The sequence below is a fragment of the Streptomyces sp. SAI-170 genome, assembly GCF_049739565.1.
Lineage (GTDB): Bacteria > Actinomycetota > Actinomycetes > Streptomycetales > Streptomycetaceae > Streptomyces.
This window is the reverse complement of the sequence record NZ_JBMGQD010000001.1, coordinates 3,474,843-3,500,253: the sequence shown is the minus strand read 5'-3', so window position 1 is coordinate 3,500,253 and position 25,411 is coordinate 3,474,843. Positions and strand designations below refer to the sequence as shown.

Annotated in this window: 20 protein-coding genes and 1 tRNA gene; 18 read left to right on the top strand and 3 right to left on the bottom strand. The window is 67.9% G+C overall.

The genetic code is table 11. The annotated features are described in order from the left end of the window. Positions 1–10: 10 nt before the first annotated feature. The gene (locus RKD23_RS15485) at positions 11–1,237 is read right to left on the bottom strand and encodes a pyridoxal phosphate-dependent aminotransferase (protein ID WP_404043738.1); all 1,227 of its coding nucleotides are present in this window, start codon (positions 1,235–1,237) and stop codon (positions 11–13) included. Between the two features lie 284 nt (positions 1,238–1,521). Here RKD23_RS15485 and RKD23_RS15480 point away from each other — a divergent pair. The 12 genes from RKD23_RS15480 (at position 1,522) to RKD23_RS15425 (ending at position 16,651) form a co-directional block, all read left to right on the top strand. Then, a tRNA-Trp gene (locus RKD23_RS15480) sits at positions 1,522–1,594 on the top strand. Positions 1,595–1,699: 105 nt separating this feature from the next. Beyond that, positions 1,700–1,984, top strand: coding sequence for a preprotein translocase subunit SecE (gene secE / locus RKD23_RS15475; RefSeq protein WP_424854195.1), 285 nt, complete (start codon positions 1,700–1,702; stop codon positions 1,982–1,984). 80 nt (positions 1,985–2,064) lie between these two features. Then, entirely contained in the window at positions 2,065–2,964 is a 900-nt protein-coding gene (gene nusG / locus RKD23_RS15470; RefSeq protein WP_424854194.1) for a transcription termination/antitermination protein NusG, read from the top strand. Positions 2,965–3,174: 210 nt separating this feature from the next. Beyond that, positions 3,175–3,609 (top strand): 50S ribosomal protein L11, encoded by a 435-nt coding sequence (rplK, locus tag RKD23_RS15465; RefSeq protein WP_028805116.1) that lies wholly within the window; start codon positions 3,175–3,177, stop codon positions 3,607–3,609. Positions 3,610–3,690: 81 nt separating this feature from the next. Then, the gene (rplA, locus tag RKD23_RS15460) at positions 3,691–4,416 is read left to right on the top strand and encodes a 50S ribosomal protein L1 (protein WP_404043732.1); all 726 of its coding nucleotides are present in this window, start codon (positions 3,691–3,693) and stop codon (positions 4,414–4,416) included. 118 nt (positions 4,417–4,534) lie between these two features. Next, positions 4,535–5,341 carry a hypothetical protein gene (locus RKD23_RS15455; RefSeq protein WP_424854193.1) on the top strand — a complete coding sequence of 269 codons (807 nt, stop codon included), beginning with the start codon at positions 4,535–4,537 and terminating at the stop codon, positions 5,339–5,341. Between the two features lie 76 nt (positions 5,342–5,417). Further along, positions 5,418–6,380 (top strand): hypothetical protein, encoded by a 963-nt coding sequence (locus tag RKD23_RS15450; RefSeq protein ID WP_424854192.1) that lies wholly within the window; start codon positions 5,418–5,420, stop codon positions 6,378–6,380. A gap of 316 nt (positions 6,381–6,696) precedes the next feature. After that, entirely contained in the window at positions 6,697–7,227 is a 531-nt protein-coding gene (gene rplJ, locus RKD23_RS15445) for a 50S ribosomal protein L10 (RefSeq protein WP_356692205.1), read from the top strand. A 166-nt stretch (positions 7,228–7,393) separates the two neighbouring features. Then, positions 7,394–7,732 (top strand): 50S ribosomal protein L7/L12, encoded by a 339-nt coding sequence (rplL, locus tag RKD23_RS15440; protein WP_404044176.1) that lies wholly within the window; start codon positions 7,394–7,396, stop codon positions 7,730–7,732. 581 nt (positions 7,733–8,313) lie between these two features. Further along, the gene (gene rpoB, locus RKD23_RS15435; protein WP_424854191.1) at positions 8,314–11,799 is read left to right on the top strand and encodes a DNA-directed RNA polymerase subunit beta; all 3,486 of its coding nucleotides are present in this window, start codon (positions 8,314–8,316) and stop codon (positions 11,797–11,799) included. Positions 11,800–11,898: 99 nt separating this feature from the next. Continuing rightward, entirely contained in the window at positions 11,899–15,795 is a 3,897-nt protein-coding gene (locus RKD23_RS15430; protein ID WP_404043723.1) for a DNA-directed RNA polymerase subunit beta', read from the top strand. Positions 15,796–15,961: 166 nt separating this feature from the next. After that, positions 15,962–16,651: a hypothetical protein gene (locus RKD23_RS15425; protein ID WP_424854190.1), complete on the top strand. Its 690-nt coding sequence runs from the start codon at positions 15,962–15,964 to the stop codon at positions 16,649–16,651. A 4-nt stretch (positions 16,652–16,655) separates the two neighbouring features. Here RKD23_RS15425 and RKD23_RS15420 read toward each other — a convergent pair whose 3' ends face one another. Then, positions 16,656–17,579 carry a hypothetical protein gene (locus tag RKD23_RS15420; RefSeq protein WP_424854189.1) on the bottom strand — a complete coding sequence of 308 codons (924 nt, stop codon included), beginning with the start codon at positions 17,577–17,579 and terminating at the stop codon, positions 16,656–16,658. Between the two features lie 117 nt (positions 17,580–17,696). Between RKD23_RS15420 and RKD23_RS15415 the strand changes: the two genes are divergently transcribed. The 6 genes from RKD23_RS15415 to RKD23_RS15390 all read left to right on the top strand — a co-directional run bounded on the left by RKD23_RS15415 (position 17,697) and on the right by RKD23_RS15390 (position 24,254). Beyond that, entirely contained in the window at positions 17,697–18,200 is a 504-nt protein-coding gene (locus RKD23_RS15415; protein ID WP_424854188.1) for a DUF1707 and DUF4190 domain-containing protein, read from the top strand. 298 nt (positions 18,201–18,498) lie between these two features. Next, positions 18,499–18,870 (top strand): 30S ribosomal protein S12, encoded by a 372-nt coding sequence (rpsL, locus tag RKD23_RS15410; RefSeq protein ID WP_003948652.1) that lies wholly within the window; start codon positions 18,499–18,501, stop codon positions 18,868–18,870. 2 nt (positions 18,871–18,872) lie between these two features. Next, positions 18,873–19,343, top strand: coding sequence for a 30S ribosomal protein S7 (rpsG, locus tag RKD23_RS15405; protein ID WP_003998848.1), 471 nt, complete (start codon positions 18,873–18,875; stop codon positions 19,341–19,343). A gap of 39 nt (positions 19,344–19,382) precedes the next feature. Continuing rightward, positions 19,383–21,509 carry an elongation factor G gene (fusA, locus tag RKD23_RS15400; protein WP_424854187.1) on the top strand — a complete coding sequence of 709 codons (2,127 nt, stop codon included), beginning with the start codon at positions 19,383–19,385 and terminating at the stop codon, positions 21,507–21,509. A 156-nt stretch (positions 21,510–21,665) separates the two neighbouring features. Next, on the top strand, positions 21,666–22,859 hold the full coding sequence (gene tuf / locus RKD23_RS15395; protein WP_424854186.1) for an elongation factor Tu: 1,194 nt from the start codon (positions 21,666–21,668) through the stop codon (positions 22,857–22,859). A gap of 237 nt (positions 22,860–23,096) precedes the next feature. Further along, positions 23,097–24,254, top strand: a complete 1,158-nt coding sequence (locus RKD23_RS15390) for an acyltransferase family protein (protein ID WP_424854185.1) — start codon at positions 23,097–23,099, stop codon at positions 24,252–24,254. On the opposite strand, the gene RKD23_RS15385 is transcribed toward RKD23_RS15390, so the two are convergent. Next, positions 24,242–25,126 (bottom strand): hypothetical protein, encoded by an 885-nt coding sequence (locus tag RKD23_RS15385; RefSeq protein WP_424854184.1) that lies wholly within the window; start codon positions 25,124–25,126, stop codon positions 24,242–24,244. The two genes, RKD23_RS15390 and RKD23_RS15385, sit on opposite strands and share 13 nt — an antisense overlap. Between the last annotated feature and the right edge of the window lie 285 nt (positions 25,127–25,411).

The window sequence follows — 25,411 nt, the reverse complement described above, 5'->3', positions numbered from 1 at the left end:
CGCGCGTGCGTCAGTCGCGGGCCTCGGCCAGCAGCTTCTGGATGCGCGAGACGCCCTCGACGAGGTCCTCGTCACCGAGCGCGTACGACAGACGCAGGTAGCCCGGGGTGCCGAAGGCCTCGCCCGGGACGACCGCGACCTCGACCTCCTCCAGGATCAGCGCGGCCAGCTCGACGGTGTCCTGCGGGCGCTTGCCGCGGATCTCCTTGCCGAGCAGGCCCTTCACCGACGGGTAGGCGTAGAAGGCGCCCTCGGGCTCGGGGCAGAGCACGCCGTCGATCTCGTTGAGCATCCGCACGATCGTGCGGCGGCGGCGGTCGAAGGACTCCTTCATCTTCTCGACGGCCGACAGGTCGCCGGAGACGGCGGCGAGGGCCGCGACCTGCGCGACGTTGGAGACGTTCGACGTGGCGTGCGACTGGAGGTTCGTCGCGGCCTTGACGACGTCCTTCGGGCCGATGATCCAGCCCACGCGCCAGCCCGTCATGGCGTACGTCTTGGCGACACCGTTGACGACGATGGTCTTGTCGGCGAGCTCCGGCACGACGACCGGAAGCGAGTGGAACTCGGCGTCGCCGTAGACCAGGTGCTCGTAGATCTCGTCGGTCAGGACCCACAGGCCCTTCTCGGCGGCCCAGCGGCCGATCTCCTCGATCTGCTCACGGGAGTAGACCGCGCCGGTCGGGTTGGAGGGGGAGACGAAGAGCAGGACCTTGGTGTTCTCCGTGCGAGCGGCCTCCAGCTGCTCCACCGAGACGCGGTAGCCGGTCGTCTCGTCCGCGACGACCTCCACCGGGACACCGCCGGCCAGCCGGATCGACTCCGGGTACGTCGTCCAGTACGGGGCCGGGACGATGACCTCGTCGCCTGGGTCGAGGATCGCGGCGAAGGCCTCGTAGATGGCCTGCTTGCCGCCGTTGGTGACGAGGACCTGCGCGGCCTCCACCTGGTAGCCGGAGTCCCGCAGCGTCTTGGCGGCGATGGCCTCCTTCAGCTCGGGCAGGCCGCCGGCCGGCGTGTAGCGGTGGTACTTGGGGTTCTTGCAGGCCTCTACGGCCGCCTCGACGATGTAGTCCGGGGTCGGGAAGTCCGGCTCGCCCGCGCCGAAGCCGATCACCGGACGCCCGGCGGCCTTGAGGGCCTTGGCCTTGGCGTCCACGGCGAGGGTGGCGGACTCGGAGATCGCGCCGATTCGGGCGGAGACCCGGCGCTCGGTGGGAGGGGTTGCAGCGCTCATGCAGCCCATCGTTCCAGACCCGAAACCTGCCCGGCACACGGGTTTCACGGACTGAACATGGACGGGCAACGCTGTGGACAGGTGTCCGGATCCGCCGCCCTGCCTGGGTGATCTTCCGGCGATCTTTCGCTTTCCCGGCAGCTTTCCCTGCCCCACGGGCACTTTCTGTTCGACGCCCGGCCCCGGACCACGTACACTCTCACCTCGTCGGCCTCCACCGGCACGCACTCCAGACGGTGCACACCGAGCACCCGTCCGGATGCGGTACGTTGGGGGACACACAAAGGGTCGTAGCTCAATTGGTAGAGCACCGGTCTCCAAAACCGGCGGTTGGGGGTTCAAGTCCCTCCGGCCCTGCTACACACACCGCCAGGATGTGTGCGCAGGTACGTACAGCAATGCACCGCCGTGCGGCTCAGACCGGGCGCGGCACGGCCACGACCCGGGATCAGGTGAGGATGAATGACGGACGCCGTGGGCTCCCTCGACACGCCTGATGCCCGGGATGAGGCGCCGGAGTCGAAGAAGGCCCGCAAGGGCGGCAAGCGCGCCAAGAAGGGCCCGCTGAAGCGTCTCGCGCTCTTCTACCGCCAGGTCGTCGCGGAACTCCGCAAGGTCGTCTGGCCCACGCGCAATCAGCTGACCACGTACACGACCGTCGTGATCGTCTTCGTGGTCATCATGATCGGCCTGGTCACCGTGATTGACTATGGACTCGACCACGCAGCCAAGTACGTCTTCGGCTGAGCCAAGAGCGAAGGGCGCCGCGGTTACCGGCGCCCCTTTCGCATGTTCCACCCCTATGTATCCAGGAAGAAGCAGCCACCGTGTCTGACCAGAACCTGAACGACGCCATCGAGCCGGAAGAGTCGGTGGACGACGAGCTCGACATCGTCGAGGGCGCGGACGAGGACCTGGACGAGTTCGAGGCTGCCGAAGCCGAGTCGGGCGAGCCCGCCGAGGAAGCCGCTGTGCACGTCGAGGACGAGGACGAGGTCCTCGCGACCGACGAAGAGGCCGGCGAAGAGTCCTCCGACGAGGAGCCCTCCGACGAAGAGGCCACCGACGAAGAGGTCGAGGAAGAGGAGGAGGCCGAGGAGGCCGCTCCCGTCGACCCCGTCCAGGCCCTGCGCGAGGAACTGCGCACCCTGCCCGGCGAGTGGTACGTCATCCACACGTACGCCGGCTACGAGAACCGCGTGAAGACCAACCTGGAGCAGCGCGCGGTCTCCCTGAACGTCGAGGACTACATCTTCCAGGCCGAGGTGCCGCAGGAAGAGGTCGTCCAGATCAAGAACGGCGACCGCAAGACCATCCGTCAGAACAAGCTCCCCGGCTACGTGCTGGTGCGCATGGACCTGACGAACGAGTCCTGGGGCGTCGTCCGCAACACCCCCGGCGTCACCGGCTTCGTGGGCAACGCCTACGACCCGTACCCGCTGACCCTGGACGAGATCGTCAAGATGCTCGCCCCGGAGGCGGAGGAGAAGGCCGCCCGCGAGGCCGCCGAGGCCGAGGGCAAGCCCGCTCCGCAGCGCAAGGTCGAGGTCCAGGTGCTGGACTTCGAGGTCGGCGACTCGGTCACCGTCACCGACGGTCCGTTCGCCACGCTGCAGGCCACGATCAACGAGATCAACGCCGACTCGAAGAAGGTCAAGGGTCTCGTGGAGATCTTCGGCCGCGAGACGCCTGTCGAGCTTTCGTTCGATCAGATTCAGAAGAACTGATCGTTCGTCTGTCGTCCGCGGGTCGTGGGGGCTGTTCGCGCAGTTCCCCGCGCCCCTGGGGCACACAGGTCAGGTCGGCCCCTTCGCGAGCCGCCTGACCTGCTGCGTTTTTGGCCGCACATCTATACCCGTTATCGTTGTGCGGTATGCCTGCATCCGGGTTGGTCCCCATGTGCAGGCAGGACCCGAATCGAAAGGACCCGGAGAGCTATGCCTCCCAAGAAGAAGAAGGTCACGGGGCTCATCAAGCTCCAGATCCAGGCCGGTGCCGCCAACCCGGCTCCGCCGGTCGGCCCCGCGCTGGGTCAGCACGGCGTCAACATCATGGAGTTCTGCAAGGCCTACAACGCCGCGACCGAGTCGCAGCGTGGCTGGGTCATCCCGGTGGAGATCACGGTCTACGAGGACCGCTCCTTCACCTTCATCACCAAGACCCCGCCGGCCGCGAAGATGATCCTCAAGGCCGCGGGCGTGGAGAAGGGCTCCGGCGAGCCGCACAAGACCAAGGTCGCCAAGATCACCGAGGCGCAGGTCCGCGAGATCGCCACCACCAAGATGCCCGACCTCAACGCCAACGACCTGGACGCCGCCGCGAAGATCATCGCCGGCACCGCCCGTTCCATGGGCATCACGGTCGAGGGCTGAGCCCCAACCTCGTAGGCAAGCAGTAGTGGCAGGGCCTGCTCGGCCCGAACCACGACTCCTAAGAAAACCCCAGGAGCAGTAGTGAGCAAGCGCAGCAAGTCTCTCCGCGCTGCGGACGCCAAGATCGACCGGGAGAAGCTGTACGCCCCGCTCGAGGCCGTCCGTCTCGCCAAGGAGACCTCCACGACCAAGTTCGACGGCACCGTCGAGGTCGCCTTCCGTCTGGGTGTCGACCCGCGCAAGGCCGACCAGATGGTCCGTGGCACCGTGAACCTGCCGCACGGCACCGGCAAGACTGCCCGGGTCCTGGTCTTCGCGACCGGTGACCGTGCTGCGGCCGCGGAGGCCGCCGGCGCCGACATCGTCGGCTCCGACGAGCTGATCGACGAGGTCTCGAAGGGCCGCCTGGACTTCGACGCCGTCGTCGCCACCCCGGACCTCATGGGCAAGGTCGGCCGCCTCGGCCGCGTGCTCGGTCCGCGTGGTCTGATGCCGAACCCGAAGACCGGCACCGTCACCCCCGACGTGGCCAAGGCCGTCACCGAGATCAAGGGTGGCAAGATCGAGTTCCGCGTCGACAAGCACTCGAACCTGCACTTCATCATCGGCAAGGCGTCCTTCGACGACACCAAGCTGGTGGAGAACTACGGCGCCGCGCTGGAGGAGATCCTCCGTCTGAAGCCGTCCGCCGCCAAGGGTCGCTACATCAAGAAGGCCGCCATCACCACCACGATGGGCCCCGGCATTCCGGTCGACCCCAACCGCACCCGCAACCTCCTCGTCGAGGAGGACCCGGCCGCGGTCTGAGCCCCCAAGGCTCACTGAAGCAGGCCACGGGCCCCGCACCTTCTCGAAGGTGCGGGGCCCGTTCCCGTTGCCCGGGCCTGCGCTAGCGTGCGGGCAGGACGTGCGCGGGGGAGGACGTATGGCCGGCGGCAGGGCATGGCGGGGCCGGGTACTGATGGCGGCGCTGCTGCTGACGGGCGCGGTCGCCTGCACCTCGGCGGACAGCGGCTCCCCGGCGGACCGCGCCTCCGAACGTCGTACGGCCCGGGCGGCGCCCGCTGTCCTCGCCGCGCTGCGGGACGCCCAGCGGGCCACCGAGCGGGCCGGGTCGGCGCGCGTGCGGTCCACGACCACGCTGGGGCCGGACGCCGCCCTGACCTCCACCGGCACGCTCGCATGGCGCGACGGGCTCACCGGCGCCCTCACCCTCACCTACACCGGCGGCGGCGTCGCCGCGACCCTGGCGGAGCTGGGCAGCACCTCGACGCAGGCCCGCTATCTGCCCGACGCGTACTACACGCGCGTGGGCGACGCCTTCGCCGCACGGGCCGGTGGCAGGCACTGGATCCGCTACGCCTGGGACGACCTGGCCGGCCTCGGCGGCGCCTCCGGCGCCCGGCTCGCCGCGCAGATCCGGGAGGCCGCACCGCACCGGGCCGTGGCGCTGCTGCTGGTCTCCGGGGACGTACGCCTGGTCGGCACGGAGCCCGTTCGCGGGGAGCCGGCCACGCACTACACGGGCAGCGTGCAGCCCGCGGGCCTCCCCAGGCAGACCGTCGACCTGTGGATCGCCGGCGACGGCCTGCTGATCAAGAAGGCCGAGAGGAGCGGGACGGTGATCCAGACCGCGTACTACGACGACTACGGCCTGCGCGTCTCCGTCCAGCCGCCGCCCGCGCGGGACACGCAGGACTTCAAGGACCTCGTCCGTCCCGGCCGGAATTGAGAGGTCGGCTGTCGGTGGCCTCGGATACGCTCGACAGACTGACTGTGTATCGGCCATTCGTTCCGTGGGGGGAATCATGGGCCTTTCTGTACGTACTCGGGGTGGGGCCACTCTCGCCGGTCTCTCGGCACTCCTGCTCGCGGGCGGGGCCGTCGGCTGTGGCGGGGACAAGGGGGACAGGGCCGACCGGACGCCGTTCCAGGTCCTGACGGCGGCGTACGAGAAGACCGCCGAGGCCAAGTCCGCCAAGGTCCACATGACCATGAGCGCGCCCGGGATGATGGGCGGCGGCGACAAGGCGATCGTGAGCGGCGTCATGGGCTGGGACCCGGCCGTGATGGACCTCACGGTCGAGGGCTACGCGGCGGAGCCGGACATGCCGGAGAAGATCCGCATGATCATGCGCGACGACGTCATGTACATGGACGGCGGCAAGGAGGCCGCCGCCGAGATGGACGGCAAGCGCTGGATGAAGCTGGACTTCGGCGCCGCGGCCGAGGCCGCAGGCAACGAGGACCTGGCCCGCCAGATGACCGCCGGCATGGACAACATGAACCAGAACCCGGCCGAGCAGATAGCCCTCCTGCTGGAGTCGCCCAACCTCAAGCACGTGGGCAGCGGGAAGGTCGGCGGCGTCGAGGCCGAGCACTACAAGGGCACGCTCACCGTCGCCGAGATGATGAAGACCAACAAGGCGCTGGACGTGCTGAAGCCCGCCGAGCGCAAGCAGCTGCTGGACAACATCGAGAAGTCCGGCATCAAGGGCTACGACACCGAGGTGTGGGTCAACGACGACGACCTGCCGGTCCGTATGGACGTCGGGATCGACACCCCTGAGGGCGACGTCGACATGAGCATGACCTTCTCCGACTACGGCACGAAGGCCGAGGTCGAGGTGCCGCCGGCGTCCGAGACCTTCGACCTCATGGAGATGTTCAAGGGCCTCGGCGAGGACGGGGCCTTCGACGAGAGCGCCATAAACGAGGACACGCTCGACCTGGAGGGCCTGGACGACAGCGAGCCTCTCGGCACGAGCTGAGCCCCTTCTCGGCCTCTTCGAAGATCCTGGTACGACCGGATTTGCTTCCCGGCGATCCGGTCACGTAATCTCCTTCTCGAAGCCAAAGACCGCTGGTCGTTGCCGTGCGCTCGTGAGAGGGCGCGGTGGCCGAAGGATCCGCTGAAAATGCGGACGACCCGCGCAGGTGACCGTGGAAGAGCTCCCGGAGTGCACGCCGATGCGTGTGTACGGCCGGTCGAGTCCGCCCCGAGCGCCTGCGCCGGGGCGTTTCGTTTTCCCCAGTCCTCCTTCGGGTCCGCGCGGTCCGAATCACCCGGAAGGAGGCCGAGGCTCTATGGCGAGGCCCGACAAGGCTGCCGCGGTTGCCGAGCTGACGGACAAGTTCCGTAGCTCCAACGCCGCCGTGCTGACCGAGTACCGCGGTCTCACCGTGGCGCAGCTCAAGACGCTGCGTCGTTCGCTCGGTGAGAACGCCCAGTACGCCGTGGTGAAGAACACGCTGACCAAGATTGCGGCCAACGAGGCCGGGATCACGCTGGACGACCAGCTCTTCGCTGGTCCGACGGCCGTCGCCTTCGTCACCGGTGACCCGGTGGAGTCGGCGAAGGGTCTGCGCGACTTCGCCAAGGACAACCCGAATCTCATCATCAAGGGCGGTGTCCTTGACGGCAAGGCGCTGTCCGCCGATGAGATCAAGAAGCTTGCGGACCTCGAGTCCCGCGAGGTTCTGCTCGCCAAGCTGGCGGGCGCCATGAAGGGCAAGCAGACGCAGGCTGCGCAGCTCTTCCAGGCGCTCCCGACGAAGCTCGTCCGCACCGTGGACGCTCTTCGCGCCAAGCAGGACGAGCAGGGCGGTGCCGAGTAATTCGGCTCGCAACATGATCGCCGCCTGAGGCGCTCCGCCGCAGGCAGTGGTCGTAGCGGGCCAACGTACGCCCGCCATTCATGTACATCCCGGCACCAGCCGAATTAGTGGAAGGAAAGCCATCGTGGCTCTCACCCAGGAAGAACTGCTCGCCGAGTTCGAGGGCATGACCCTGATCCAGCTCTCCGAGTTCGTCAAGGCGTTCGAGGAGAAGTTCGACGTCACCGCCGCCGCCGCGGTCGCCGTTGCGGGTCCGGCCGGTCCGGCCGCCGCCGCCGAGGCCCCGGAGGAGAAGGACGAGTTCGACGTCATCCTCACCGGCGCCGGCGACAAGAAGATCCAGGTCATCAAGGTCGTGCGCGAGCTCACCTCCCTGGGCCTCAAGGAGGCCAAGGACCTGGTCGACGGCACCCCGAAGCCGGTCCTGGAGAAGGTCAACAAGGAGGCCGCGGACAAGGCTGCCGAGTCCCTCAAGGCTGCCGGCGCCTCCGTCGAGGTCAAGTAAGACCTCACGGGTCCGCACGGACTCACGCGAGCTGATTGCGGCCCTGTAGGGCTGTAACGCTGACGCACCGAAGAGCGATCATCCATCCGGGTGGTCGCTCTTCGGCGTTTGCGGGGGGCCGGCCGCGGTTGCCTTGCACCCGGTACGGCGGGGGGTATGGTGATCTTCGTCGTGTCTCCGAACGTCCTGGTTCCGGCCAGGGGGCCTTGACGAACCGAACGCAGCGCGCAATTCTCAGGACGCGTCGTCACAACGGTCCGAATCCGAGGCATGGATCGACGACGAAGAGGGCAGTATCAACGTGCGTTGAGGGCAGGCATGCCGCAGACGTTGAGAACAAAGAGGGTCCCTATGGCTGTGGTGCAAACCGGGACTGGACATCAGTGTGCCAAGTGGCTACACTGACCCTTTGCGCTGCCTGTTAGCTGTCCCCTGCCCGTCACCAGGGGTCTGCCCTCACCTCAGCACTGACGATCAGAACTCTCTGACCTGGCCGAACAGCCACAAAGGGAAGCCTGTCGCTTTGTGAGTGAGGGGCCGGTACGCGCGTAGTGAGTCCGAGCCCTCGGAAGGACCCCCTCTTGGCCGCCTCGCGCAACGCCTCGACCGCGAATACGAACAACGGCGCCAGCACCGCCCCGCTGCGCATCTCTTTTGCAAAGATCAAGGAGCCTCTCGAGGTTCCGAACCTGCTCGCGCTGCAGACCGAGAGCTTCGACTGGCTGCTCGGAAACACCGCCTGGCAGAGTCGGGTCGAGGAGGCTCTGGAGAACGGTCAGGACGTCCCCACCAAGTCCGGTCTGGAGGAGATCTTCGAGGAGATCTCCCCGATCGAGGACTTCAGCGGGTCGATGTCGCTGACCTTCCGTGACCACCGCTTCGAGCCGCCGAAGAACTCGATCGACGAGTGCAAGGAGCGCGACTTCACGTACGCCGCGCCGCTCTTCGTCACGGCCGAGTTCACCAACAACGAGACCGGCGAGATCAAGTCCCAGACCGTCTTCATGGGCGACTTCCCGCTCATGACGAACAAGGGCACCTTCGTCATCAACGGCACCGAGCGTGTCGTGGTGTCGCAGCTGGTCCGTTCGCCGGGTGTCTACTTCGACTCCAGCATCGACAAGACGTCCGACAAGGACATCTTCTCCGCCAAGATCATCCCGTCCCGGGGTGCCTGGCTGGAGATGGAGATCGACAAGCGCGACATGGTCGGCGTCCGCATCGACCGCAAGCGCAAGCAGTCGGTGACCGTCCTGCTCAAGGCGCTCGGCTGGACCACCGAGCAGATCCTCGAGGAGTTCGGCGAGTACGAGTCCATGCGCGCCACCCTGGAGAAGGACCACACCCAGGGCCAGGACGACGCGCTGCTCGACATCTACCGCAAGCTGCGTCCGGGCGAGCCCCCCACGCGTGAGGCCGCGCAGACGCTGCTGGAGAACCTCTACTTCAACCCCAAGCGCTACGACCTCGCCAAGGTCGGCCGCTACAAGGTCAACAAGAAGCTGGCCGCGGACGCTCCGCTCGACGCGGGCATCCTGACCGTCGAGGACATCATCTCGACGATCAAGTACCTGGTGAAGCTGCACGCCGGTGAGACCGAGACCGTCGGCGACAACGGCGACACGGTCGTCGTCGAGACCGACGACATCGACCACTTCGGCAACCGTCGTCTGCGCAGCGTCGGCGAGCTCATCCAGAACCAGGTCCGTACGGGTCTGGCGCGTATGGAGCGAGTCGTCCGCGAGCGCATGACCACCCAGGACGTCGAGGCGATCACGCCGCAGACCCTGATCAACATCCGGCCGGTCGTCGCCTCCATCAAGGAGTTCTTCGGCACCAGCCAGCTGTCGCAGTTCATGGACCAGAACAACCCGCTGTCCGGGCTGACGCACAAGCGTCGTCTGTCCGCGCTCGGCCCGGGTGGTCTGTCCCGTGAGCGGGCCGGCTTCGAGGTCCGAGACGTGCACCCGTCCCACTACGGACGTATGTGCCCGATCGAGACCCCCGAAGGCCCGAACATCGGTCTGATCGGTTCGCTCGCCTCCTACGGCCGCGTCAACGCGTTCGGTTTCGTCGAGACGCCGTACCGCAAGGTCGTCGACGGCCAGGTCACCGACGAGGTCGACTACCTGACCGCCGACGAGGAGGACCGCTTCGTCATCGCGCAGGCCAACGCCGGCCTGACCGACGACATGCGCTTCGCCGAGAACCGCGTCCTGGTCCGCCGCCGTGGCGGCGAGGTCGACTACGTCGCCGGTGACGACGTGGACTACATGGACGTCTCGCCGCGCCAGATGGTGTCGGTCGCGACCGCCATGATCCCGTTCCTCGAGCACGACGACGCCAACCGTGCCCTCATGGGCGCGAACATGATGCGCCAGGCCGTTCCGCTCATCAAGGCGGAGGCCCCGCTCGTCGGCACCGGCATGGAGTACCGCTCCGCCGTCGACGCCGGTGACGTCGTCAAGGCCGAGAAGGCCGGTGTGGTCCAGGAGGTCTCCGCGGACTACATCACCACCGCCAACGACGACGGCACGTACATCACGTACCGCCTGGCCAAGTTCGCCCGCTCCAACCAGGGCACCTCGGTCAACCAGAAGGTCGTCGTCGCCGAGGGCGACCGCGTCATCGAGGGCCAGGTCCTCGCCGACGGTCCCGCCACCGAGAACGGCGAGATGGCCCTGGGCAAGAACCTGCTCGTGGCGTTCATGCCGTGGGAGGGTCACAACTACGAGGACGCGATCATCCTGTCGCAGCGCCTCGTGCAGGACGACGTCCTCTCCTCGATCCACATCGAGGAGCACGAGGTCGACGCCCGTGACACCAAGCTCGGCCCCGAGGAGATCACCCGGGACATCCCGAACGTCTCCGAGGAGGTCCTCGCCGACCTCGACGAGCGCGGCATCATCCGTATCGGTGCCGAGGTCATCGCCGGTGACATCCTCGTCGGCAAGGTCACCCCGAAGGGTGAGACCGAGCTGACGCCGGAGGAGCGCCTGCTGCGCGCGATCTTCGGTGAGAAGGCCCGTGAGGTCCGTGACACCTCGCTGAAGGTGCCGCACGGCGAGACCGGCAAGGTCATCGGTGTGCGCGTCTTCGACCGCGAGGAGGGCGACGAGCTTCCCCCCGGTGTGAACCAGCTGGTGCGCGTCTACGTCGCGCAGAAGCGCAAGATCACCGATGGTGACAAGCTCGCCGGCCGTCACGGCAACAAGGGTGTCATCTCCAAGATCCTGCCGATCGAGGACATGCCGTTCCTGGAGGACGGCACCCCGGTCGACATCATCCTCAACCCGCTGGGTGTGCCGTCCCGAATGAACCCGGGACAGGTGCTGGAGATCCACCTCGGCTGGCTCGCCAGCCGCGGCTGGGACGTCTCCGGCCTGGCCGACGAGTGGGCGCAGCGCCTCCAGGTGATCGGCGCCGACCGCGTCGAGCCCGGCACCAACGTCGCCACCCCGGTCTTCGACGGTGCGCGTGAGGACGAGCTCGCGGGTCTGCTGCAGCACACCATCCCGAACCGCGACGGCGAGCGCATGGTGCTCCCGACCGGCAAGGCGCGGCTGTACGACGGCCGAAGCGGTGAGCCGTTCCCGGACCCGATCTCGGTCGGCTACATGTACATCCTCAAGCTGCACCACCTGGTCGACGACAAGCTGCACGCCCGTTCGACCGGCCCGTACTCGATGATCACCCAGCAGCCGCTGGGTGGTAAGGCGCAGTTCGGTGGCCAGCGCTTCGGTGAGATGGAGGTGTGGGCCCTCGAGGCCTACGGCGCCGCGTACGCCCTCCAGGAGCTGCTGACCATCAAGTCCGACGACGTCACCGGCCGCGTGAAGGTCTACGAGGCCATCGTCAAGGGCGAGAACATCCCCGAGCCCGGCATCCCCGAGTCCTTCAAGGTGCTCATCAAGGAGATGCAGTCGCTCTGCCTGAACGTGGAGGTGCTGTCCAGCGACGGTATGTCCATCGAGATGCGCGACACCGACGAGGACGTCTTCCGCGCTGCGGAGGAGCTCGGCATCGACCTGTCCCGGCGCGAGCCGAGCAGCGTCGAAGAGGTCTGACGGGAGTCCGGCGGGGGGACCAGTGATGGTCCCCCGGCCGGCCCCAGGACCCCCGTTTCAGACCCCAAGACTTACAACCCTGAGAGGGATTGACGCATAGTGCTCGACGTCAACTTCTTCGACGAGCTCCGGATCGGTCTGGCTACCGCTGACGACATCCGTCAGTGGAGCCACGGCGAGGTCAAGAAGCCGGAGACCATCAACTACCGCACGCTCAAGCCCGAAAAGGACGGACTCTTCTGCGAGAAGATCTTCGGTCCGACCCGGGACTGGGAGTGCTACTGCGGCAAGTACAAGCGCGTCCGCTTCAAGGGCATCATCTGTGAGCGCTGTGGCGTCGAGGTCACGCGCGCCAAGGTGCGCCGTGAGCGGATGGGCCACATCGAGCTGGCCGCCCCGGTCACGCACATCTGGTACTTCAAGGGTGTCCCGTCGCGCCTGGGCTACCTGCTCGACCTCGCCCCGAAGGACCTGGAGAAGGTCATCTACTTCGCGGCGTACATGATCACGTTCGTCGACGAGGAGCGCCGCACCCGCGACCTGCCCTCGCTGGAGGCCCACGTCTCCGTCGAGCGTCAGCAGATCGAGCAGCGCCGCGACGCCGACCTGGAGGCCCGCGCCAAGAAGCTCGAGACCGACCTGGCCGAGCTCGAGGCCGAGGGCGCCAAGGCCGACGTGCGCCGCAAGGTGCGCGAGGGTGCCGAGCGTGAGATGAAGCAGCTGCGTGACCGTGCGCAGCGCGAGATCGACCGCCTCGACGAGGTGTGGAACCGCTTCAAGACCCTCAAGGTCCAGGACCTGGAGGGCGACGAGCTCCTCTACCGCGAGCTGCGTGACCGCTTCGGCACGTACTTCGACGGCTCGATGGGTGCCGCGGCGCTGCAGAAGCGCCTGGAGTCCTTCGACCTCGACGAGGAGGCCGAGAAGCTCCGCGAGATCATCCGCACCGGCAAGGGCCAGAAGAAGACCCGTGCGCTCAAGCGCCTGAAGGTCGTCTCCGCGTTCCTGCAGACGTCCAACAGCCCCAAGGGCATGGTGCTCGACTGCGTGCCGGTCATCCCGCCGGACCTGCGTCCGATGGTGCAGCTGGACGGTGGCCGCTTCGCGACCTCCGACCTGAACGACCTGTACCGCCGTGTGATCAACCGCAACAACCGTCTGAAGCGCCTGCTCGACCTGGGCGCTCCGGAGATCATCGTCAACAACGAGAAGCGCATGCTTCAGGAGGCTGTTGACGCCCTCTTCGACAACGGTCGTCGTGGTCGCCCGGTCACCGGTCCCGGTAACCGCCCGCTGAAGTCCCTCAGCGACATGCTGAAGGGCAAGCAGGGTCGATTCCGTCAGAACCTGCTCGGTAAGCGAGTCGACTACTCGGCGCGTTCCGTCATCGTCGTCGGCCCGCAGCTGAAGCTGCACCAGTGCGGTCTGCCCAAGGCCATGGCGCTGGAGCTCTTCAAGCCGTTCGTGATGAAGCGCCTGGTCGACCTGAACCACGCGCAGAACATCAAGAGCGCCAAGCGCATGGTGGAGCGCGGCCGCACGGTCGTGTACGACGTCCTCGAAGAGGTCATCGCCGAGCACCCGGTTCTGCTGAACCGTGCTCCCACCCTGCACCGCCTCGGCATCCAGGCCTTCGAGCCGCAGCTGGTCGAGGGCAAGGCCATCCAGATCCACCCGCTCGTCTGCACCGCGTTCAACGCGGACTTCGACGGTGACCAGATGGCCGTGCACCTGCCGCTGTCCGCGGAGGCGCAGGCCGAGGCCCGCATCCTGATGCTGTCCTCGAACAACATCCTCAAGCCCGCCGACGGCCGTCCGGTGACGATGCCGACCCAGGACATGGTCCTCGGTCTGTTCTTCCTCACCACCGACGGCGAGGGCCGCAACGTCAAGGGCGAGGACCGTTCGTTCTCGTCGGTCGCCGAGGCGATCATGGCGTTCGACGCCCGTGAGCTCTCGCTCCAGGCGCGCGTGGACATCCGCTTCCCGGTGGGCACCATCCCGCCGCGTGGCTGGGAGCCCCCGGCGCGCGAGGAGGGCGAGCCGGAGTGGCAGCAGGGTGACAGCTTCACGCTGCGCACCACGCTGGGCCGCGCGCTCTTCAACGAGCTGCTGCCCGAGGACTACCCGTTCGTCGACTACGAGGTCGGCAAGAAGCAGCTCTCCCAGATCGTCAACGACCTGGCCGAGCGCTACCCGAAGGTCATCGTGGCGGCGACGCTCGACAACCTGAAGGCGGCCGGCTTCTTCTGGGCCACCCGTTCCGGCGTCACGGTCGCCATCTCCGACGTCGTCGTCCCTGAGGCGAAGAAGGAGATCGTCCGCGGCTACGAGGCGCAGGACGAGAAGGTCCAGAAGCAGTACGAGCGCGGTCTGATCACCAAGGACGAGCGCACGCAGGAGCTCATCGCGATCTGGACCAAGGCGACCAACGAGGTCGCCGAGGCGATGAACGAGAACTTCCCCAAGACGAACCCCATCTTCATGATGGTTGACTCGGGTGCCCGAGGAAACATGATGCAGATGCGGCAGATCGCCGGTATGCGTGGTCTGGTGTCGAACGCGAAGAACGAGACCATCCCGCGTCCCATCAAGGCGTCCTTCCGTGAGGGCCTGTCCGTGCTGGAGTACTTCATCTCCACGCACGGTGCCCGTAAGGGTCTGGCGGACACCGCTCTGCGTACCGCCGACTCGGGTTACCTCACCCGTCGTCTGGTCGACGTCTCCCAGGACGTCATCATCCGCGAGGAGGACTGCGGCACCGAGCGTGGTCTGCGTCTGCAGATCGCCTCGGTCGAGGACGGCACCCTGGTCAAGGCCGAGGACGTCGAGACCTCCGTGTACGCGCGCTGCCTCGCCGAGGACATCGTCGTGGACGGCAAGGTGCTGGCCCCGGCCGGCACCGACCTGGGCGACGTGCTCATCGACGAGCTCATCGCCAACGGCGTCGCCGAGGTCAAGACCCGTTCGGTCCTGACCTGTGAGTCCGCCGTCGGCACCTGCGCCATGTGCTACGGCCGCTCGCTGGCCACCGGCAAGCTGGTCGACATCGGTGAGGCGGTCGGCATCATCGCCGCCCAGTCCATCGGTGAGCCCGGTACCCAGCTGACGATGCGTACCTTCCACACCGGTGGTGTGGCCGGTGACGACATCACCCAGGGTCTGCCGCGTGTCGTCGAGCTCTTCGAGGCCCGTACCCCGAAGGGTGTCGCCCCGATCTCCGAGGCCTCCGGCCGCGTGCGGATCGAGGAGACCGAGAAGACCAAGAAGATCGTCATCACGCCGGACGACGGCAGCGACGAGACGGCGTACCCGATCTCGAAGCGCGCCCGACTCCTGGTCAGCGAGGGCGAGCACGTCGAGGTGGGCCAGAAGCTCACCGTGGGTGCCACCAACCCGCACGACGTGCTGCGCATCCTGGGCCAGCGTGCCGTCCAGGTCCACCTGGTCGGCGAGGTCCAGAAGGTCTACAACTCGCAGGGTGTGTCGATCCACGACAAGCACATCGAGATCATCATCCGGCAGATGCTGCGCCGCGTGACGATCATCGAGTCCGGCGACGCCGAGCTGCTGCCCGGCGAGCTGGTCGAGCGCTCGAAGTTCGAGACCGAGAACCGTCGTGTGGTCCAGGAGGGCGGTCACCCGGCCTCCGGTCGTCCGCAGCTCATGGGTATCACCAAGGCCTCGCTGGCCACGGAGTCCTGGCTGTCGGCGGCGTCCTTCCAGGAGACGACGCGAGTCCTCACGGACGCGGCGATCAACGCCAAGTCCGACTCGCTCATCGGCCTCAAGGAGAACGTCATCATCGGTAAGCTCATCCCGGCCGGTACGGGTCTGTCCCGCTACCGCAACATCCGGGTGGAGCCCACCGAGGAGGCCAAGGCCGCGATGTACTCGGCCGTCGGCTACGACGACATCGACTACTCGCCGTTCGGCACCGGCTCCGGCCAGGCCGTCCCGCTGGAGGACTACGACTACGGTCCGTACAACCAGTAAGACGCGAGCGTCCGCTTGATCTGAAGGGCGGTCACCCTACGGGGTGGCCGCCCTTCGGCGTGTTCGGGCCAGGCGTTCGAGTGACGGGGCCGTGTCCGCGGCTGCCTCCGCGTGCCCCCGTGCGACCTTGTGAGCCCAGCCGACACGGAGCGGAGGTGCTGACGCCATGAGGTCAGCGATGGCCCGAAGACTCGCCGTGGCAGCGGCGCTGGCGGTACTGGCGGGGACGGCCGGGTGCGGGGGCGGTGGGGGAGGCGGCGGTGAGACCGTCGAGGAGCCTTCTGCCCGGTCTTCGTCGAGCGCGGGGAGCGACGAGGAGTCCGAATGGGCGCCGTCCGAGGACACGGCCACGGCGACCCCTTCGGACGCGGGTGGCGGGCAGGAGGGGGAGGGCACGATCTTCCCGGGCAGCGAGACGGAGAAGCCCCGGGCGTCGCCGCTCAAGCTGCCGAGGACGAAGGTGGGCGAAGAGACGACGGGGACGGCCTCGGTCGGAGCCCCGAGTGCGAATCTGTCGAAGCCGCTCAACACCGTGAACGGCGTGTACATCGAGATCGAGGGACAGTCGATCCCTCCCACCAACACCTGCGTGGGCGAGTCGGACGACTGCACGGTGGTCTTCCAGTACACGCCGACGGAGCCGGGACCCTACACCGGCCTCATGACGGTCTCGCTGTCCAACGGCGCCACCCTCACCGCCCCCATCTCCGGCGAGGCGGTCGCCGACGAGGGGCCGACCTCGACCCCGCCGACCAGCGTCGCCCCGCCCACGACACCGTCCGAGAACGAGGAGGTGCCGCCCGAGGACACGCCCCCCTCCCCGGAGGAGGACGCGGACGAACTGGTCCCCGAGTAGGGCGTCAGGCGCCGCGGATCTCCAGCCAGGTGGTGCCGTCGTCGGGCAGCACCACCACATGGCGGTCCTCGTAGCGTGAGGCGTAGGAGACGAGGTAGAAGCGGGCCGGAGCCTTGGCGAGGATGCGGAAGCCCCGGTACTCGTACCGGTACGGCTCGCTGCGGCGGCCGTGGTCCTTGAACGTGATGCTCTTCGCGGTGTGGTCCAGCGGCACCTTCGAGTGCACCACCACGAACGGCGTGCCCCGATAGCCCTCCTCGGCGTCCAGCACGGCGTCACCGCGGCCGACGTCGGCGACGTACTGCGCCATGGCGTAGAAGAGGCTGACCGTCAGCAGGCCGATGAGCAGGGTGCCGCCCGCCAGCCACATCCGCTCGCCGGCCGCGGCGTCCCGGACGCGGGTGCCGGTGCCCTCGCTCAGGCGCAGATGGACGGCGAAGACGGCGAGGGTGGACCCCAGGGCCGCCAGCAGGCCCGGCATGTAGCGGCGGGGCCAGCCCACCGGGAAGACGGCGGCCAGGTCCGAGAAGAAGGCGGGCAGGCCCACCAGGATCAGGGCGATGCCGAGACCGAGCAGCCAGACGACGGCCGCACGGCGCCGCACCGCGTGCTCCGGTCCGGCCAGGACCCGCCCCAGCCAGCCGAGCCCCAGGAACACGATCAGCCCCGCGGCCAGCAGCCCGCACAGCGGCAGGAACACCGCGCTCGTGCTGTTGGCGACGACGCCCTGGATGGAGAAGCCGAGGTCCTCCGGCAGCACGCCGAGGGCGGAGTAGTACGACTTGAGGTACAGGCTGCCGAAGTAGTAGAGCAGGCCGAAGGTCACGGTGCTCGGCGCCGCCACGATCGCGGCCTTCTCCAGGAACGCCGAGGCGGGCGAGCGCGGCGGAGGCGGCTCGGGAGCGGCCGGCGTCTGCGACGTGGACATGGCCACAGTCTGTTCGCCCCGGACGCCCCTCGCACGCAGGGCCACTCCACTCGGGACTGTGCCGATCGTGCGCTTCGGCGCATGATGGTGTCGCACAGTCTCGGGAGGTGCTCTTCGGTGTCGTACCCCGCATGGCAGCCGTGGACCGGGCAGAACGCCCCGTCGCTGCTCGCCTCCAACGCCGACCGCGAGCGCGCGGTCGACGTCCTGAGGGCCGGTTACGGGGAGGGGCGGCTGGAGCGGCCCGAGTTCGAGAAGCGGGTGGAGCGGGCGTACGGGGCCCGTACCGTGGGCGAGCTGGCGCTGCTGGTCGCGGATCTGCCGCAGGGGCCGATGCCGCAGCCGGCGAGCGTGCCGGTGACCTTCATGCCGATGGGCCGGCCGAAGACCAACGAGAAGGCGATCGGGGCGGCGATCTGCGGGGGCCTGGTGTTCTTCACCGGCGGTCTCACGGGCATCCCGGCGATCGTTCTCGGCCACGCGGCGCGCACCGAGATCCGCCGCAGCGGAGAGGGCGGCGACGGACTGGCGCTGGCCGGTCTGGTCCTGGGCTGGCTGGCCACGGCCGCGTGGGCGGCGGGCCTGATCCTGCTGCTCGTCCTGGCGGTCGCCCTGGTCTGAGCCCCGGCCGGCGCCCGGTTCCGGGGGGCGCGGACACAGGCGGCAAGTCGGGCAGGTCGGGCCCGGTTCCATTTGTTTTGACCGCAGCGAATGCGGTAGGTACGCTCAGACCTTGTGCCTGGGGTGTGCCCTGGCCCTCGTGCGTGCCTTCGACCGCATACGGGCCGAGACCGGCCACCGTAATCTGCGCCCTTCTCGCCTTGCGGCGGGGGTTCGCGGGATTCGACACACCCGACCGCGTGGGTCGGCGACGTTCCAGGTTAGCTTCACCATTCGGCACACAGAAACCGGAGAAGTAGTGCCTACGATCCAGCAGCTGGTCCGCAAGGGCCGGCAGGACAAGGTCGAGAAGAACAAGACGCCCGCACTCGAGGGTTCCCCTCAGCGTCGTGGCGTCTGCACGCGTGTGTTCACGACCACCCCGAAGAAGCCGAACTCGGCCCTGCGTAAGGTCGCGCGTGTGCGTCTGACCAGCGGGATCGAGGTCACCGCTTACATTCCGGGTGAGGGACACAACCTGCAGGAGCACTCCATCGTGCTCGTGCGCGGCGGCCGTGTGAAGGACCTGCCGGGTGTTCGCTACAAGATCATCCGCGGTTCGCTCGACACCCAGGGTGTCAAGAACCGCAAGCAGGCTCGCAGCCGTTACGGCGCCAAGAAGGAGAAGTAAGAATGCCTCGTAAGGGCCCCGCCCCGAAGCGCCCGGTCATCATCGACCCGGTCTACGGTTCTCCTCTTGTCACCTCGCTCATCAACAAGGTGCTGCTGAACGGCAAGCGCTCCACCGCCGAGCGCATCGTCTACGGCGCCATGGAGGGCCTGCGCGAGAAGACCGGCAACGACCCGGTCATCACGCTGAAGCGCGCTCTCGAGAACATCAAGCCGACCCTCGAGGTCAAGTCCCGCCGTGTCGGTGGCGCCACCTACCAGGTCCCGGTCGAGGTCAAGCCGGGCCGCGCCAACACCCTGGCGCTGCGCTGGCTGGTCGGTTACTCCCGCGCCCGTCGCGAGAAGACCATGACCGAGCGTCTGCTCAACGAGCTTCTCGACGCTTCGAACGGCCTCGGTGCGGCCGTCAAGAAGCGCGAGGACACGCACAAGATGGCCGAGTCCAACAAGGCCTTCGCGCACTACCGCTGGTAGTCGCAGACCCCATCGAGACCGAGAGAAGACTGAAGCCTTATGGCTACCACTTCGCTTGACCTGGCCAGGGTCCGCAACATCGGGATCATGGCCCACATCGACGCGGGCAAGACGACCACCACCGAGCGGATCCTGTTCTACACCGGCGTTTCGTACAAGATCGGTGAGGTCCACGACGGCGCCGCCACCATGGACTGGATGGAGCAGGAGCAGGAGCGTGGCATCACGATCACCTCTGCTGCCACCACCTGTCACTGGCCGCTTGAGGGCGTCGACCACACCATCAACATCATCGACACCCCGGGTCACGTCGACTTCACCGTCGAGGTGGAGCGTTCGCTCCGCGTCCTCGACGGCGCCGTGACGGTGTTCGACGGCGTTGCCGGCGTGGAGCCGCAGTCCGAGACGGTGTGGCGTCAGGCCGACCGTTACGGCGTTCCGCGTATCTGCTTCGTCAACAAGCTGGACCGTACCGGCGCCGAGTTCCACCGCTGCGTGGACATGATCTCGGACCGCCTGGGCGCCCAGCCGCTCGTCATGCAGCTCCCGATCGGCGCCGAGGCCGACTTCAAGGGCGTCGTGGACCTGGTCCGCATGAAGGCGCTCGTGTGGTCCGCCGAGGCCGCCAAGGGCGAGATGTACGACGTCGTCGACATCCCGGACACGCACACCGAGGCTGCCGAGGAGTACCGCGGCAAGCTCATCGAGGCCGTGGCCGAGAACGACGAAGAGATCATGGAGCTGTACCTGGAGGGCGAGGAGCCTTCCGAGGAGCAGCTGTACGCCGCGATCCGTCGCATCACCATCGCGTCCGGCAAGTCCCAGGGCACGACGGTCACCCCCGTGTTCTGCGGCACCGCGTTCAAGAACAAGGGCGTCCAGCCCCTGCTCGACGCGGTCGTGCGCTACCTCCCCACCCCGCTCGACGTCGAGGCCATCGAGGGCCACGGCGTGAGCGACCCGGAGGAGGTCGTCAAGCGCAAGCCGTCCGACGACGAGCCGCTGTCCGCGCTGGCGTTCAAGATCATGAGCGACCCGCACCTCGGCAAGCTCACCTTCGTCCGGGTCTACTCGGGCCGCCTGGAGTCCGGCACCGCCGTGCTGAACTCCGTCAAGGGCAAGAAGGAGCGCATCGGCAAGATCTACCGCATGCACGCGAACAAGCGTGAGGAGATCGACTCGGTGGGCGCCGGCGACATCATCGCCGTCATGGGTCTGAAGCAGACCACGACCGGTGAGACGCTGTGCGACGACAAGCAGCCGGTGATCCTGGAGTCCATGGACTTCCCGGCGCCGGTCATCCAGGTCGCCATCGAGCCCAAGTCCAAGGGTGACCAGGAGAAGCTGGGTGTCGCCATCCAGCGTCTCGCGGAGGAGGACCCCTCCTTCCAGGTCCACTCGGACGAGGAGACCGGCCAGACCATCATCGGTGGTATGGGCGAGCTGCACCTCGAGGTGCTGGTCGACCGTATGCGCCGTGAGTTCAAGGTCGAGGCCAACGTCGGCAAGCCGCAGGTCGCGTACCGCGAGACGATCCGCAAGGCCGTCGAGCGCGTGGACTACACCCACAAGAAGCAGACCGGTGGTACCGGTCAGTTCGCCAAGGTGCAGATCGCGATCGAGCCCCTCGAGGGCGGCGACACGTCGTACGAGTTCGTGAACAAGGTGACCGGTGGCCGTATCCCGAAGGAGTACATCCCTTCGGTCGACGCCGGTGCGCAGGAGGCCATGCAGTTCGGTATCCTCGCCGGCTACGAGATGACCGGCGTGCGCGTCACCCTGCTCGACGGTGCCTACCACGAGGTCGACTCCTCCGAGCTCGCGTTCAAGATCGCCGGTTCGCAGGCCTTCAAGGAGGCCGCGCGCAAGGCCAGCCCCGTGCTGCTCGAGCCGATGATGGCCGTCGAGGTCACCACGCCCGAGGACTACATGGGTGAGGTCATCGGCGACATCAACTCCCGCCGTGGCCAGATCCAGGCCATGGAGGAGCGGGCCGGTGCCCGCGTCGTGAAGGGTCTCGTGCCCCTCTCGGAGATGTTCGGCTACGTCGGCGACCTGCGCAGCAAGACGTCCGGCCGCGCCAGCTACTCCATGCAGTTCGACTCCTACGCCGAGGTTCCGCGGAACGTCGCCGAGGAGATCATCGCGAAGGCCAAGGGCGAGTAACGCACCGCGTTCTCACGCCGTAGGCTTGACTCCGGAGCCTCACGGGGCAAACGCACACGATCGTGGGTGTTTGCCCCGGGTTCCGGGACTTAACAGCAAAGATCACCTGGCGCCGATGAAGTAAGGCGTACCAGAACCACTCCCAGGAGGACCCCAGTGGCGAAGGCGAAGTTCGAGCGGACTAAGCCGCACGTCAACATCGGCACCATCGGTCACATCGACCACGGTAAGACGACCCTCACGGCCGCCATTACCAAGGTGCTGCACGACGCGTACCCGGAGCTGAACGAGGCCACCCCGTTCGACAACATCGACAAGGCTCCCGAGGAGCGCCAGCGCGGTATCACCATCTCCATCGCGCACGTCGAGTACCAGACCGAGGCGCGTCACTACGCCCACGTCGACTGCCCCGGTCACGCGGACTACATCAAGAACATGATCACCGGTGCCGCCCAGATGGACGGCGCGATCCTCGTGGTCGCCGCGACCGACGGTCCGATGCCGCAGACCAAGGAGCACGTGCTCCTGGCCCGCCAGGTCGGCGTGCCGTACATCGTCGTCGCCCTGAACAAGGCCGACATGGTGGACGACGAGGAGATCCTGGAGCTCGTCGAGCTCGAGGTGCGTGAGCTCCTCTCCGAGTACGAGTTCCCGGGCGACGACCTGCCGGTCGTCAAGGTCTCGGCGCTGAAGGCGCTCGAGGGCGACGCCACCTGGACGCAGTCCGTCCTCGACCTGATGAAGGCCGTCGACGAGTCCATCCCGGAGCCCGAGCGTGACGTCGACAAGCCGTTCCTGATGCCGATCGAGGACGTCTTCACGATCACCGGTCGCGGTACGGTCGTCACCGGCCGTATCGAGCGTGGTGTCCTCAAGGTCAACGAGACCGTCGACATCATCGGCATCAAGACCGAGAAGACCACCACCACGGTCACCGGCATCGAGATGTTCCGCAAGCTGCTCGACGAGGGCCAGGCCGGTGAGAACGTCGGTCTGCTGCTCCGCGGCATCAAGCGCGAGGACGTCGAGCGCGGCCAGGTCATCATCAAGCCCGGCTCGGTCACCCCGCACACGGAGTTCGAGGCCACGGCGTACATCCTGTCCAAGGACGAGGGTGGCCGCCACACGCCGTTCTTCAACAACTACCGCCCGCAGTTCTACTTCCGTACCACGGACGTGACCGGCGTCGTGCACCTCCCCGAGGGCACCGAGATGGTCATGCCGGGCGACAACACCGACATGCGCGTTGAGCTGATCCAGCCCATCGCCATGGAGGAGGGCCTGAAGTTCGCCATCCGTGAGGGTGGCCGGACCGTGGGCGCCGGCCAGGTCACCAAGATCCTGAAGTAAGCTCCCCGCTTGCTTGAGGGTCGGTTGACCCGGTAGCTCCAACGAGCTCCAGGAGGGGCCCGTACGACTTCGGTCGTGCGGGCCCCTTCGCTTTGCCTCTGCCCTGCGGCGGGTGGTGAAGTCTTCGGGAACGCTGGGCTGCCGAGGGGCGAGAAGTGGGTCAACAAAGCCGAGCAGGTGGGTGAAATGGCCCCTTGTGCCCGCAAGGGGCGGAAGGTGCCCGCGTAGCGTGCGGGTGTGCTCAGATCGTCGATAGCCACGCACGGTGTCGCCGTCGCCGAGCGGCCCGCCCCGACCCCGCCGGCCGGCACGCCCGAGGCGCCCGGCGCCCTGCGCAAGCGCCCTCGGCTGTACCTGGTCGACGGCATCCGGCTCGCCGCGGCCCTGCTGGTGGTGATGCACCACTTCGCCGGCACCAAGCGCGCCGACCAGCCCGGCAACGCCATCTGGGACCGTCCGGTGCAGGACATCATGCCGACCGTGTTCCGGGTCGCGTCCTTCGGCTGGATCGGCGTCGAGATCTTCTTCGTGATCAGCGGCTTCGTGATCTGCATGTCCTGCTGGGGCCGCAGCCCCCGGCAGTTCTTCGTCTCCCGCGTGATCCGGCTGTACCCGGCGTACTGGTTCGCGGTGCTGTTCACCACCGGTGTGGTCGTCGCCCTCCCCGGGGTCTGGGAGCGGCTCCCCGCCCGGGACGTGCTGCTCAACCTCACCATGCTGCAGACCGGCTCCCGCGTCCCGCACGTCGACGCCGTCTACTGGACCCTCTGGTCCGAGCTGCGGTTCTACCTGCTCTTCCTGGTCGTCGTCGCCATGGGGCTGACGTACCGCAGGGTCGTCGTCTTCTGCTGCGTCTGGGGCGCGGCCGCGATGCTCGCGCCCGTCGCCAAGCTGCCGCTGCTCACGCTGTTCGCCCAGCCCGACGGCGCCTGGTACTTCATCACCGGCCTCGCCCTCTACCTCATGCACCGCTTCGGCCAGGACCTGCTGCTGTGGGGCATCCTCGGCATGTCCTGGCTGATGGCGCAGCACGAGCTGGCGCAGCGCGTGGTGTACGAGGGCGTCTCCAGCTGGCGCGGCGCACTGCTGATCTACACCACGTTCCTGCTGGTCATGGTCGCCGTCGCGCTCGGCTGGGCCGACCGCTTCCAGTGGCGGTGGCTGGTGACGGCGGGCTGTCTGACGTACCCGCTGTACCTCCTGCACTACGTCGCCGGTACGGCGGTCATCAACCGGCTGCGCGACACGATGGACCCCCGACTGCTGATCGCGCTGGTGACCGCCGGGTTCCTGGTGCTGAGCTGGCTGGTGCACCGGTTCGTGGAGCGGCCGGTGGCGCGGGTGATGAAGCGGGGCCTGGACGCGTCGTTCACACGGCTGCGTCAGCGGGCCTGAGCGCCTCGGACCCGGGAGTCGCTGGTCGTACGGCGCTGCCAGACCGGGTCGATACGGGTGGTCCGGCCCAGGAACAGCGCGAGCACGGACGCCGCTCCCAGCGCCGCCATCGGCAGATAGCCCGTCAGATGCGAGGCACCACCCGTCAGCACCGGCAGAGCGCAGGCGGCCGCCGCGGCATAGGCGCCGACGACGGTGAGGCGGGCCCAGGGCGTCGTCGTACAGGCGCCTTCCCAGGGGCGGGCGGTGACGGACCGGTCCGTGCCGACCAGGGCCCCGCGAGCTGCCGTGAGGGAGCGGACGTCCGCGCGGAGGGCGTTGAAGTGGCACACACGGCCGTCCGGGGTGACGTACACACCCGGCACCGAGTGTTTCTCGTCCGTCAGCTCCCAGCGCCGGGCGAACAGCAGCCGGCCCCCGCCGGCGCCGAACTCCGTCGCAAGAGGCGCGATCTCCTCGCTCGGCACGAACAGGCGCAGCGAGCCCGACTCGGTGTCGGCCTCCAGGGACACCCTCACCTCGACCTTGATGCTGCCCGCCCGGGAACCGACCGTCCGGTGCTCGCCGCGCACCGCCGTCAGCCGGCGCACCGGCACCGCGTACACACGCCCCTGGGCCGCGTCCTCGCGCAGCAGCCGCCGCGCACCGCGGCCCGTCAGCCGGGAGCGGTCGGAAGCGCCCAGGAAGAGCAGACCCGCGACGACGACGAGAAAGTACGGCGCGAAGGCGAGCGGCGGCCGCCAGGTCTGCGCGTACGCCGTGATGTCGGTGCTGGCGTCCACCCACCCGCCCAGCTCCGGCCGGCCCGGAACATGCAGCACGTCCACCTCGTCATAGGCGAAGGGCGCCCCCGCGACGATGCCGCGGTCCACGGCGAGGCGGGTGCCGTCCGGCGGGTGTGCGACACCCGCGCCCCCGCGTCCTGGATCGCCGCGAGCGTACGCCCCTGTCCGCCGTCCGGCTGCCAGGCGAGCAACTGCGCCGCGACCAGGGCGTACGCCGCGAGGGCCAGTGCCGTCCCACGCCCGAACGAGGACACCGGCATCCGCGGAATCACCCCCGGCACCGGCCCACCGTCCCCCTGCCGCGCCGGCCCGAGCCGCGGAGCCCGCCCCGTCGCCACCACCCACCCGAGCCCGCACACCAGCGCCCCGGCC